Source organism: Tychonema sp. LEGE 07196 (genome assembly GCF_963890365.1).
Classification (GTDB): Bacteria; Cyanobacteriota; Cyanobacteriia; order Cyanobacteriales; family Microcoleaceae; genus Microcoleus.
Genome location: NZ_CAWPRX010000087.1, coordinates 56,578 through 69,220, shown reverse-complemented (window position 1 = coordinate 69,220; position 12,643 = coordinate 56,578). Strand labels below are relative to the sequence as shown.

At 43.2% G+C, this 12,643-nt stretch carries 14 protein-coding genes; 13 read left to right on the top strand and 1 reads right to left on the bottom strand.

The window, feature by feature from the left end:
- Positions 1-319: 319 nt before the first annotated feature.
- Positions 320-958 carry a DNA repair protein RecN gene (locus tag AACV78_RS11010; protein ID WP_194009178.1) on the bottom strand — a complete coding sequence of 213 codons (639 nt, stop codon included), beginning with the start codon at positions 956-958 and terminating at the stop codon, positions 320-322.
- 151 nt (positions 959-1,109) lie between these two features.
- Here AACV78_RS11010 and AACV78_RS11005 point away from each other — a divergent pair, with 151 nt between their 5' ends.
- The 13 genes from AACV78_RS11005 to AACV78_RS10945 all read left to right on the top strand — a co-directional run bounded on the left by AACV78_RS11005 (position 1,110) and on the right by AACV78_RS10945 (position 12,620).
- Positions 1,110-2,141: a YihY/virulence factor BrkB family protein gene (locus AACV78_RS11005; RefSeq protein ID WP_194009177.1), complete on the top strand. Its 1,032-nt coding sequence runs from the start codon at positions 1,110-1,112 to the stop codon at positions 2,139-2,141.
- 517 nt (positions 2,142-2,658) lie between these two features.
- Entirely contained in the window at positions 2,659-3,321 is a 663-nt protein-coding gene (locus AACV78_RS11000) for a hypothetical protein (protein WP_194009176.1), read from the top strand.
- 691 nt (positions 3,322-4,012) lie between these two features.
- Positions 4,013-4,183: a hypothetical protein gene (locus tag AACV78_RS10995; protein WP_194009175.1), complete on the top strand. Its 171-nt coding sequence runs from the start codon at positions 4,013-4,015 to the stop codon at positions 4,181-4,183.
- A 334-nt stretch (positions 4,184-4,517) separates the two neighbouring features.
- On the top strand, positions 4,518-5,792 hold the full coding sequence (locus tag AACV78_RS10990; protein ID WP_194009174.1) for a hypothetical protein: 1,275 nt from the start codon (positions 4,518-4,520) through the stop codon (positions 5,790-5,792).
- A gap of 141 nt (positions 5,793-5,933) precedes the next feature.
- Positions 5,934-6,119 carry a hypothetical protein gene (locus AACV78_RS10985; RefSeq protein WP_228052075.1) on the top strand — a complete coding sequence of 62 codons (186 nt, stop codon included), beginning with the start codon at positions 5,934-5,936 and terminating at the stop codon, positions 6,117-6,119.
- A gap of 26 nt (positions 6,120-6,145) precedes the next feature.
- Complete coding sequence (locus AACV78_RS10980) at positions 6,146-6,817, top strand: hypothetical protein (RefSeq protein WP_194009173.1); 672 nt, start codon at positions 6,146-6,148, stop codon at positions 6,815-6,817.
- 79 nt (positions 6,818-6,896) lie between these two features.
- Entirely contained in the window at positions 6,897-8,066 is a 1,170-nt protein-coding gene (locus tag AACV78_RS10975) for a hypothetical protein (RefSeq protein WP_194009172.1), read from the top strand.
- A gap of 53 nt (positions 8,067-8,119) precedes the next feature.
- Complete coding sequence (locus tag AACV78_RS10970) at positions 8,120-8,707, top strand: PEP-CTERM sorting domain-containing protein (protein WP_194009171.1); 588 nt, start codon at positions 8,120-8,122, stop codon at positions 8,705-8,707.
- Positions 8,707-9,339: a hypothetical protein gene (locus AACV78_RS10965; protein WP_228042170.1), complete on the top strand. Its 633-nt coding sequence runs from the start codon at positions 8,707-8,709 to the stop codon at positions 9,337-9,339. Before AACV78_RS10970 ends, AACV78_RS10965 begins: the two co-directional genes overlap by 1 nt.
- A 316-nt stretch (positions 9,340-9,655) precedes the next feature.
- The gene (locus AACV78_RS10960) at positions 9,656-9,835 is read left to right on the top strand and encodes a hypothetical protein (protein ID WP_194009170.1); all 180 of its coding nucleotides are present in this window, start codon (positions 9,656-9,658) and stop codon (positions 9,833-9,835) included.
- A 75-nt stretch (positions 9,836-9,910) separates the two neighbouring features.
- Complete coding sequence (locus tag AACV78_RS10955; protein ID WP_194009169.1) at positions 9,911-10,708, top strand: WD40 repeat domain-containing protein; 798 nt, start codon at positions 9,911-9,913, stop codon at positions 10,706-10,708.
- 19 nt (positions 10,709-10,727) lie between these two features.
- Positions 10,728-11,609 carry a hypothetical protein gene (locus tag AACV78_RS10950; protein ID WP_194009168.1) on the top strand — a complete coding sequence of 294 codons (882 nt, stop codon included), beginning with the start codon at positions 10,728-10,730 and terminating at the stop codon, positions 11,607-11,609.
- 60 nt (positions 11,610-11,669) lie between these two features.
- Positions 11,670-12,620, top strand: a complete 951-nt coding sequence (locus AACV78_RS10945) for a PEP-CTERM sorting domain-containing protein (RefSeq protein ID WP_228052074.1) — start codon at positions 11,670-11,672, stop codon at positions 12,618-12,620.
- Positions 12,621-12,643: the final 23 nt, after the last annotated feature.

Sequence of the window (12,643 nt, the reverse complement as noted above, 5' to 3'; positions counted from 1 at the left end):
CTCTGCCTGGTAACGCAGATAGGCGAGGCTCTACCTCCATCTGGGAAACAGTTACATAAAGCGAGGCAGAGCAAGAGTGATATGGGTTCCTTTCGCTGGAGCATGGGAACCAGTTAAAGTCAACACTACAGGTTTGTAGTGCGGAATAAAGTCGGTTCGTAGTGCGGAATAAAGTCCGTACTACGAACCGTTTTTGTTATATTAGTAGTTATTTTTTTGTGGAATAAAGTCAACACTACGAACCGTTTTTGTTATATTAGTCGATCGCACAAAATCTAACCGTCCAACAAATCTTCGCCACAAGTCGCTTTGCTCATTTCTAATTCCCAAAGGGCGGTAAATCTATTAACTGGTTTTTAGAAGGTGGAAGCTGCGCGGAATTTCGATTGGTTGGAGCGGGATTTTGACGAATTTCGATCGCAGTTTCGCCGGGATTTGCAGTGCGGGTAGGTACTATTTCAAGAGAATATGCTGGTGTTTCCATTTTGGTAGTAGGAACAGTTTGTGCTTTCGCCAGCAAGTCAACTGCATCTCCGAGGGCGGTGGTTAAATTCCTGCTAGTATCGGCGTGACGGGCTTCTTCTTGTTTGAGGGCTTGACTCAATTGTTTAATTTGTTCGATCGCCCGATCGCGCTCTTCGAGAACTTCTGCTAACTTAGCTTTAAGTTCGCCCACTGTTTGCAGTTGTGCGACTTCCTGCTGGCGAGCAATTCCAGCATCTTCGCCTTCGGGCGCAATCGGCGAAAAACTTTGTAACTCTTCTATTTGTGCTTCCAAAGCAGCGATGCTTTGCTGAGTTAATTTAGCATCATTCCGGCGCTGTTCGGCTTCTGTATTGTAAAGCTGTCGCCACTGAGCCGCACTTTCACCTGCTTCGTCGCGATCGCGCGAAACCTCTGTTAACTGCTGTTGCAGCCGCTTAATTTCATCTAACCACTGTCTGACATCCTGAGCCATATTGTTAATTTTAGATTTTAGATTGAAGAATGGGTAATAGCTTAATTAATTAATTAACGCTCTTGATTTCCAATTGTCGTTAGCGGAACCCTCGAAGAAGATCGCCCCTACATCCATTTTGCATTTTCACCTTTCCCCTTTCCTGTGCCCTATGAACATTTATTACTGGTTGCGCTACCTGAGTTTAGCTTTGTTTAAGGCGCTTTTAAAGCAGCTTCGAGCCATCACAAAAAAGTTTAGTGATTTTTTAGTGTTTTGTCGGTGTTTGACTTGGGGCACGCTCAGGGAAGTCGGCGCGCAAGCGGGAGAGCAGCGCTTGCCGGGGCTGTCTGCAGAAATGGCCTACAATTCTATACTGGCGCTATTTCCGGGGCTGTTGGCGGTGTTGTCGGCGATCGCCCTTTTTGAACCTTTGCAGTCAACACTGTATCAAATCGCCGGTCTTTTGGGGGAAGTCATACCCGATGACATTCGCAATTTAATTCGCGGCGTCATCAAAGAAATTCTGTTAACTCGCAATAAAGGGCTGTTTTCCGTGAGTTTTGTAGTGTCGCTGTGGGCATTTTCTGGAGTCATGAGCGCGGCGATGGCTGCTCTCGATCGCATCCATAAAATCCCTAGCGATCGAACTCGATCTTTTGTGAAAGCGAAACTCATTTCTATAGGTCTGAGTATCGGTACAATTGTGCTGTTAATTATAGCATCGGGAGCCATATTTGTCAGCGACTTAATTGTACAAGCTATTGCCCGCCAGAGTTGCCTGTTGGAGTCCGTCGCCAATTGCGATTTAAAAGATGTCCAAAATTGCTTGCTGCTAGCCAAAAACTGCCCTTTAGAGTCGCAACTATTAGCTGTTTGGGGGCTGTGGCGGTGGCCGATTGCTTTAGGGATTGTATCAGTTGCCTTTGCCTTTGTTTATCGTTACGGGCCCAGCCGCCACCAAGCCGATATTCCGATTTTTTCGGGAGCAGTTTTTGCTGCTATTTTGTGGGCGCTGTTTTCGGCTTTGTTTCGGTTTTATGTTGTGCATTTGAGCAATTTCACTTGGGCTTACGGGACGATCGGAACTTTTATTATGTTGCTGTTGTGGCTCGATCTTTCTTCTTTGGCGATGTTGCTCGGAGCTCAGTTAAACGTGACAGTAGGAAAAGCCATGAAACAATCGATAGGGTATAGGGTATAGGGCCGAAGGGCATTGGGTATAGGGTATAGGGCCGAAGGGTATAGGGCCGAAGGGCATTGGGTATAGGGTATAGGGCCGAAGGGCTCTAGCGTTGCGGAGGGATTGGGAAGAAGACCCGCGCAGGGCCGGAGGGCTCTAGCGTTGCGGAGGGATTGGACTCTAGCGTTGCGGAGGGATTGGGCATTGCAACCAACAAATAACAAATAACAAATAACAAATAACAGCAGTCAACAGTTAACAGTCAACAGTCAACAGTCAACAGTAATCTAAAATCTAAAATCGACTGAATTTTCACCTTTTTGAGAAAGGCAATAAATACCGGATGTTTGGTTATCGGCGCAGTAAAGTGCTGAGGATACCCGTAACAAAAGACAGAAAAATTAGTACCCAAATAACACCGCCGGGAAGGAATGTCAAGAGGCCAACACCTCGGAGAATCCAAACTAACAAAGTTATCCCGAAAACTGTTAAGAAGATGCGGGTTGATAATCGAAATTGAAATCTTGAGGAATTACTCATGTTGAATCTAAAAATTTTATCTGGATCGATGATAGCTGTTTTGCTGGCGATCGGCAGTTACCTCACCTTAATCTCGATTCCCGGCGCTGCTGTGGCGCGTGGGGGCGCACATAAGCTGGGGGAAACGGCCAATGCTGCGACAAAACCTTCTTCTACAAGTGTAGCAATTAGCGATCGGGCAATTGGCGAAGCAAAAGTGGGAATGACTTTCCGACAACTGAAACAAGCTCTCGGTTCCGCGGCACAGTTTAAGGTAGAGTCTCCTTTTATGGTAGACTTTGATGCAGTGGCGATTAGTCGATCGGGCAAAGTGCAGTATCGGATTATCTACGCTGCTGGTACAAAGCTCAAAGATAGCGATGTTATTGAGCTTCTGATGACTGACAACCCCAATTATAAAACACTTCAGGGCGTCGGGCCGGGAATGAAATTGAAACAAACAGAAGCAATTTACGGCCAAGCTACTTTATCTTATAACGTGGACAATGAAATGAGAGAAGGAGTGGTTTTTGCCAAACAACCGACTCGAAAAATTATGTTTGTTCCCAAGGCTGAGGGAAAGCAATTTGCAGGAGTTTATGGTACTGGTCAAGGTGGATTTTATCAGACTAACAAGTATCAGCCGAATGCTGCGATTAAGTCCGTGATGGTGCGGAAATAAATTTAAGCGCCAGATATTAAGATAAGCTGGCGCGGCTCTAATTTTCCCCATCCTGTTTCTTGAAACCATGAGTGGGGTGGGCTGGAGAGTCTGCCCCAAAAATTAAATTTAAAGGTATTTATTAGGGTTGTTGTCTGTTTGTTGTCGATCGACCTTTTGAGTAAATTGTCCAAACGTGCGTGAAGCGCAGCTATCCTGTAGAGAATCGACGTTTCGGCTTGCATCACACATTTAAGTAAAACTACTTAGATAAAAAAATTAGACTTACTTAAGCAAGGTTAGAGACGAAGTTGTATTTTGTGCCGCTGTAAAATCACCAATTTTATAGTCTACCGGATAGAATTTATAATCCTAGGCAATAATTACTTTTGAAGATTGTGTGAAGTCAACGGAGTATATTGTAAATATTCTGTAAACTTAACTTCACTGTACCTACATATAAATACCCGGTCGAGCATAAATTTGGGATTTAATATGAACATCAAAAAGTTCAGTAAAAATACTGATGCTGTACTCTAATAATGTTGATAGCGTGTTTCTAATCGAAATTCAGTCCAGCCGTTAAGTCGTGTAAATAGAACAGTTACAAAGCTTAATGATGTTGTCTATTTTTGATTGAGCTTTTAACTAGATACATTTGTGGCATCGTTATCAATCTTTTCTTTTATAATCAGGGGCATCAGGAGGACTTATGAACTACTGGGGACAAGCTTACGGTAAAAACATTACTGCGACAGACGTGATTGCAGACAACAATCTTTTGCTAGCTAGCAATCAGTTTTGTAGCAGTTGCCATCACACAATTGGCCAAACTCCCACCATCGATCTGAAGTATGAGTTTGTGGCAGCAACTAAAAAGTAAATTGCCTCTCAACAGCACTTGCCAGAGCGTTTAAAACTGCAATTATCCTATGGTTTCCCCCCGGTAGAATGCAGAATATGCCGTCCAATTATTGGTCAAATTCTTCTTCGTCACATTGGCCTAGTTCTGCGTCGGCTCGAAATGATTGTCAGCCTGTTTTAGGATATTATCGATACACTTTAGTGAAGCAGCCCCGACCTTCTAGCGGTGGCGGTAAATTATTTTAGTTGACGGTAATTGGTGCGGCGGTGTGGTTCTGGTTTGTTCGCTGATTGTCCGGTAATTGAGAGGGCGAGCAATGAGGTATTTTTTCCGGTTTTTATTAGCTTTACTAATGGCCGCGCTTTTGGTAGTAACCTATGGAAGTATACAAGCTGTTGGCAATGAAAATTCAAAAGTTGAAAAGGTAACAAACATGGCATCTAGAAAATCTAAGCGGAGCAATAACGTTAAACAAGATGGCCTCCAACTGAAAGAAAATAGCCTTCAACTGAAAATGGAATGGCCAAAAATTGTGGCAATATCCATCCCCGAAAACAAGCCCGGTGTCACTGCTGAATTCAGCTTTACTGTCAGCCTTACTAATAATACACCAGCCCCTGTTCCCTTGGCTATAGATTATGATGCTTTAATTCCAGAAATATTTGGACCAGATGGTCAAGCACTGCACCGAAGAGAACCGATAAATAGGCAAATTGGGAACGGAGAATATCATGGCTCGTTAGTTGGGGTCAGACAGCAGATATCCACCTCTATGGAGGGAAGACTGTCTTGGCAAAATAATTTACTTCAACTGATATTACATCGCCCCACCTACGATGAAAGCCCTATTGATATCGATAAATCTTGGTCTTTTGATATTCTTGGGTCTGGGGAATATCAGGTTCGATTCACTTATGAAACTCCGACGGGGATAATAGTATACACAAATCCATTCACTCTTTTTAACATTAAAGAAATACTAGAAAAAAAAGAAATGCCGCTAGAGAGAATAGAAGTAGCTGGGACAGGTCAGTTGGTAACTCCCTTAGCTAATTTTCGCCTACTTCAACCTGTTGGGTTGCATAACAGTGCAGTGGAAGTAGATGGTATTCGTTTTGAAACTTTCATACCTGAGCCATTGTTAACCCTGCCAAATAAGAGTGACAATTCATACCAATCTGTACAGATTGGTATGCGGATGACCAACAACACGCCAACCCCATTTTACTTCAGCTTTTATGGCACTTTTGCCCCAGACCTTGTAATGCCAGATGGTCAGGTACGGCGGGGAGACTATGGCATTAGCGACTGGATGAGAGGACCTGAAGAATCTGATTTTCTGTTAGTGAAACCGGGGAAAAGTCTGACATTCTTTCCAGGTATCGACCTTTCCTGGAGAAAGCCAGATAAATTTTCCCTTCTTGTCCATAGCGGATATGGTGGCTTGTGCCATTTTGACTCACTCAAGCCAGGTATATATCACCTCCGGTTCCGGTATGAAAATACGAGTGATAGCATACTGAAGACAAATCTTGCTGGGGAGTCGATTGAAATTCAGCCAATAGAAAAAGTTTGGACTGGGCGAGTGGATACTCCCTTTGTTGAATTCCGCTTAATCGAGCTTTGAATGGCGAATCACTATTTCTTTTTGTTTAATTTGCCCAATAGGTGAAAAAAATGCAATTCAGAAAATTTTTCTTCGTATTATCAACTAGCTCGATTATCATGCTTTTCGGGCAATCTAGTAGTGCGTTTACTCTCAGACAGAATGCAGGACTACTCACATCTGAGTCTAAATTGGCCTAGTTCTGCGTCGGCTCGAAATGATTGTCAGCCTGTTTTAGGATATTATCGATACACTTTAGTGAAGCAGCCCCGACCTTCTAGCGGTGGCGGTAAATTATCTTGGTTGACGGTAATTGGTGCGGCGGTGTGGTTCTGGTTTGTTCGCTGATTGTCCGGTAATTGAGAGGGCGAGATATGAAGTATTTTTTTATATTTCTGGTGGCTTTATTTCTGTCTGGAGGACTAGCAGTAACTCATGCTTCTAGCGAAGTATTTGCTTCAATAAATATGAGAGCAGTCAAAACTACTGAATTAACATCTGTTCAGTTAACTGATACCAACAATTCAGTTGAAGTAGATGGAGTCATCTTTGAAACTGTTGTGCCGAATCAGGTAGTGACTATTCCAGAAAATATGCCAGATATAAAGACCCCTTGGCAATTTGGTATCCGCATTACCAACAAAACCTCACTACCCATCCGTTTCAATAAGTACCACCTTACCCCAGAATTCCTAGGATTGAATGATAAATTCCTTTTAATGGAAGGAATTATAATAAGTCTTATACCTCTGAGTGAGCGTGATTTTCCATTGGTTCAACCTGGAAAAAGCTTCACAGTGTTTTGGGAAGGAGAATTTTACTGGAACGAAAATAGGCTTCTATTTGGAGTGTTCGATCGGAGTACGGGTCGTTCATTGTCCGGAACTTTCAGCCCCGGTACTTATCATGTTAGATTAAACTACGAAAATGCTAATACAGAGATTTCTTACGTCGATCTAAAAAATGGACAACGTGGGCAGTTAAAAGGAATTGTGAAAGGTTTATTTTCTACTCCCTGGGTAGAAATTAAATTAGTGTCTTCCTAAGCCAGACTTGCTTCCCAGTCGCCTTTGGCATCATCTTTGAACCAAGCCTAATCTTTTTTGAAAATAAAGAAATACAAAAATGCGATCGCAAAAATTGTCCGTGATTATTTTAGCAACAGCGGTACTGACAGAGCCGATGTGTCAGTATAGCCTTGCGTTTAACATCAAAGGTCAAACAAATAGTTCTTCTGATTCTGTACAGGTAAGTAGTGCCGATGGCACTCTTAATGGCATTGTTACTGTAAAAACGAAAAATATAAAGGAAATAGAAAGGGGTGGAAGCAGGGATTTTTTGAATATACTAGGACAAAGCTATGGAGCTAACTGGCAATTCAAAAAAGGTGCAAATTTGAACGGGAATTTTAATGTTACAAGTTACTATCCCTGTCAACCTCTGACTCCTTGTGGAGGTGATTTAGCTGGTAAGTATCCAGGAGTGACATTTCCTATACCGGGTGGCAATAAAGGTGGAGTAGGAGCTTCTTTCTCCGTAGATTACGAGCGTAGCCGTCAGGATGAACCAAATCCAAATCTTGATAATGATACTTTTTGGATTCAAAGAGCAACTGTTAATACTGGCGGTCAGCCTATAACGGTTTATGGTCAGACAAAAACTTATTTTGATTTAATTGATACTCCCAATCCTCTCAACCCTTTCTATCCCGGTGGAGGATCATCTGGAAAAACCAACGCTCAAACAGGAGAGCTTTTGTCTTCGGCGTTCGACGTACCTTACAATTCTATACAAAACCCAAAACCAAGTTACTTTTATAACAATGATTGGAATTTTGAACTTTACTTAGCTAAGTTTATGGAACCTAGAATAATCAACAATAAAACTGTTGGATTTGTAAAATTTACAATGGTATTTCATGGGGTTGGACAAGCACATTTACTCCAAATCCTAGCCCTAAACCTTGTTCCGGTGCTAGCGGTGGCGGCGGATGCGTGTCTGTTACACCCTCTCCGCGCCCTACCCCAAGACCATCCCCTACCCCAAGTCCGCGCCCGACTCCAAGACGATCTCCTACCCCAAGTCCTCGCCCAGCCCCCAGCCCCAGTCCGCGTCCAGCGCCGAGTCCGCGTCCAGCACCCAGTCCGCGTCCAGCACCCAGTCCGCGTCCAGCACCCAGTCCGCGTCCAGCACCCAGTCCGCGTCCAGCACCCAGTCCCAGGGGTGGCGGTCGTCCGATTCGGGCGGTTCCCGCTTCTTCTCTCAGAAGTGCTAATACCGTTACCTTCGCCCTGAAGCCACTTTTTGAAAGTGCTAACAAAGGTAACAATAACTACGCCACTGATTACGTGGACATAGCAAGCGTCAGTCACGAGTTACTTGTAAGTCCTGAACTATCCTCAACTTCTAGCAACTCTAAAGATGTAAACGTAGCTAGTGTTAGTGGCGAACTGCTAGAAAATTCTGAACTGTCATCAACTCCTAGCAGCGAAAAGAAGGTAGATTTAACTGACATTAGCAGCAATCTACTTCTTGATTCAGAATCATTATCAACCGACAACAACGAAAACCAAATTGATTTAGCCAGCATCAGTGGCGACTTACTGGAAGACCCAGAATTATCATCAACTGACAACAACGAAAATGAACTTGATTTAGCAGGCATCAGCGGCGACTTACTGGAAGACCCAGAATTATCATCAACTGACAGTAACGAAAATGAACTTGATTTAGCAGGCATCAGCGGCGACTTACTGGAAGACCCCGAACTAGCCTCAGAGGATAAGAACTCCCTAGCCTCCAAAACTAAAAACCCTGACGACGACGCCCTCCCCGCCGAAGCCGTTCCTGAACCCACCAGCGGCTTAGGTACTCTCTTGGCACTCGGTGGATTAGGTCTACTTCTCAAGCTCAAAAACAGGAAAAACAAAGAGTAATGAAAACCCTCTACAGCATCCTGTATGCCCTCAGCATCATCCTCATCAACCCCTGGGGAACTACCCGCGGCCTCATCTGGACATCGCCCAAAGTATTGATTATTTGGCTAATAATTTCCCTCAACATCGCCCTTTTATTATCGCAAAAAAACTCCCTCGCGATTCCCCAAAACTGGAAAAACAGCCTCATACTTTGGACGATATTTCTCTCAATAGGAGCCATCTCCACCCTGCACAGTCCCTTCCCATTAACCTCTTTTCTCGGTCAAGACCAAATGGGAGACGGTTGGCTGTACTGGCTGTTAATCGCTGCCTTCACCCTCAGCAACAGCTTGCTCCTAATCATACAGCCGCAACTGATAAATTCGCAATTCCAAGGATTGCTAATTGGTAGCATCATCCTTTCTCTGAGCATCTTCCCCCAAATTATTGACTGGCGGATTGACTACACCGCTACAATGGGCCGACTAATCAGAGAAGATGTTCTAGCCAGCAGTATTTTTCAAGGACAGCAACCTATAGGATTGTACTCCCATCGCGGCCACGCAGCGCCCTGGTGGAACCGTAGTTTTTACTGGTTTTTTTCTACTTCAATCATTTCTCAGAACTATGACATCCAAAAAATCTTTTAATCTGGGTAACTTTTTGTTTCCCTCTGGATTCAAGCTATAGAAAATCAACCCGCTCTCTAGTAAGGCTCGGATTTATACACAAAAAACAGTATCCTTTGACACTTTTTAAACAAATGAGCCGAGATTTCTCTTAAATCTTCCTTTTGGCATAAATAATGTTACGTATGTAAAATTTAATTTTGTTGTCCGGATGTGGCTAAATTAAGTAAATTATCGGATTGTGATGAGTATTGGTTCTCTGATATTCTTTGAACTTATCCAAGCAAGCTTCTTTTAAATCTAAATATGAACATCAGGTACACAAAAAAACTGAGACATGAAGCATTTTTTCGTGTTTATATTGGCTTTAATCCTTTGTGGGGCGATCGCACTGGGTCATGTCCCCAGAAAAGTAACAACCCATGAAGATGGTGTAGTGGAGTGTGTAGCTAACATAACATCTCAGGCATCGAATGACAGCAATGCAGTTGAAGTAGGTCATGGCGAGTTAATCTAACGACTTTTGAGTTAGAGCAGATTCCTGACTTTGCAGTCGATCCCCGTTTAGGTATCTAAAAAAAGGTAATTTAATATGGTAAAGTCTGTTGCTTTGTGTCTATTGATACTCTCATTCATCGGAACTAGCGCCTTAGCCGACAACGGAGTAGGCGAGTGGTATCTTATGAGAGGAAACACTAACACAGTTGGTCGTTACCAAATTAGCGGTGACAGAAAAGGTCTAGTTACCGTCAAAGATGCTACTTCGGGAAAGGTGATTCGTACCTTTGAGATGAATCGGAACCTAGTTGTGAGGGAGACATTTATTTTGAACGGTGGCAAAACTGTCGCTGCTTCTCAAAAAGACCACACTGTTTTCTGGGATTTGGCGAGTGGCAAAAAAATTGCTCGTGTCCCTCAACCCGTTTATGGTTTCTCCCATGATGAGAAGAAATTTTTTACCTACAACAGCAAGGAAGGAATCTTTCTATATGCCTTTCCTAGTCTTAGGCCCATCTGCCTCTTGCGAAGTAATATCGAAGGGCCAGTTGCTTTTCAATTTTCACCCAATAATCGGCTGTTAGTTATTAATGTGATGACAAATTTACCTGCGGAGGAGAACAGTTACCCTTATCCCAATTACACATACCGATCTCGTTCTTTCACGATGCTTTTTAACGTTGAGACTTGCCAGGAGATTCCCGAATTCAGGAATCTCCGTTTTACTCATTTGTTTGGCAGGTTTTCACCCGACTCAAAATTCTATGAGATCAAAGAGTCTTCGCCTCGCTCAAATCGTAATCTCCCAGTTGGAGCGTGGCGAGTTAATCTAACAACCTTCGAGTTAGAGCAGATTCCTGACTTTGCAGTCGATCCCCGGTTAGGTATCTAAAAAAAGGAGCATAAATTCAATGAAAAAACTAACACTAAATCTACTCGGAACAACTTTGGGCGTAGTGGGTATAGCCACATTAATTGACATAACACTACCCACTGCATCAGCTAGTGGACAAACTATTGGATCTAGTCAATGTACAGATCGTCTAGGCCCTAATGAATGCACCAAATTTATCGTACCAAACTCCCCTGAAGCCAACATAAATTTTGATGTGAGAGTTAACAACGAAATTCTGGGCAAAATTGATATTAAAATTTTGCTTGCTGGTGCGGGCGATCGGGGACTTTATGGAGACTTTACAGCCGTTAATAAGAATATTAAGGGACTAGAGCAATACCTGGGTGGTCAGGAATTCCCAGATTTTCGGCTGAAGTGGCTTCAAATACTGACTGAGACGGGAGATAACCGCCCAGCAGGAGGTGTAACTTTTGTCGATCCTCCAAGTGGAGGATTTGAAAAGCAATGGGCCGATAACAAACCTTGGTATTTTGATGAAAGTAGCCCTAATCCTTTACCTCCAGGCAAAGAGAACCGTCCGGGTTATTTATTAGATGATAATGTGGAGGGGTCGATACTCAATTTTTTTGATACTACTCGTCGCCCTGTTAATAACAAACTCAACTTCTGGACATTTCTTGTGGGCGATTTTGGCAACAACACTTATGATTTTTTGAGTGGCTTTTCCTGGTCAGCAGCCATGTTAGAAGGAGAACCTTTTGAAGATAACAACGGTAATGGATTGTGGGATTTTGGTGAACCGTTTACTGATAGAGACGGCAACCAAAGACGATCTCAAGGCGAACCTTTTGAAGACAAAAACGGTGATGGATTTTGGACACCAGACGAACCCTTTACTGACGTAAGTGGCAATGGCTATTTGGATGGAACCACCTAGATAACAGAGTTAACTCCTTTGAAGTTAAGTAAAGAACTTACCGCTCCATTTGAGAAATTAGTGACAGACTTTGGAGGAGCGGGCTCAGGCCCTAAAAGGGCTTTCAAACTTGCCAATTACAAATTTGAGGATAGCCTAGCTTCCGGTACAGAATTGGACAATTTTAGTATCCCAGGAGTTACCCCTGGTGCCCACTTTTCTGCCTGGATTAACAATGATATTCCCTCAAATCAATGCAATCCTAACACTGGTTTAAGTCTATCAAGTAGCTCAGGTTATAACATTGCTTACGACGACAATAGCTCTCCTGTAGGAAATGGCTTTGGTTCTGCACTAACGGGTACTGTAGGCAGCAGCGGTACTCTCAATCTAAACGTTAGTTCTGCTAATGGAGGCGCTCGCGGACAAGACAAAGGCAACTACGAAGTTTTTGTCAATGTCTACGACCCAGAAGAATCACCAAGCTTTAGCAATGGAAACAGCGGCGGAGGTGGTGTCAGCAAAGAAATGCGAGGTTTGACTCAACAAAATCCCATCCTTCCTAATACCGCCGAAAATGGTTGGCAAACCTTCAACAAAGTACCAGGTTGCCGATGGTATGACCCCTATACAACCTATGGCTTTGAATTTCAAGCATTAGAAGACACACTATTTACAGAAATACTTGACTTCCCTGTAGGAGAAGATACCGAATTTGCGGTCACAGTTGGAAACGTCTTGTTGGGAAATTTCGGGCCTGGTTCTAGCTTAGACTTTGTTTCCTTACTAGGAAAGCCAGTTTCTAACTTCAAAATTACAGGCATTAGCTCACTAATTGGTTCAACTCCCGAAACAGCATTTCCCATTCAACTAGCTTTCAAGGAACGGGAAGGAAGTTTCAAAATGCGGGCATTTTCTGAAGATGATGCTGAAGCCGTCCCGGAACCTACAACTATATTAGCAGCATTATTAGCAGCGGGCGGATTGGGAACATTCAAAAGATTAAAAAATAGGAAACTCAAACAGCCATGAAGTCTATTTACACTCTCCTATAT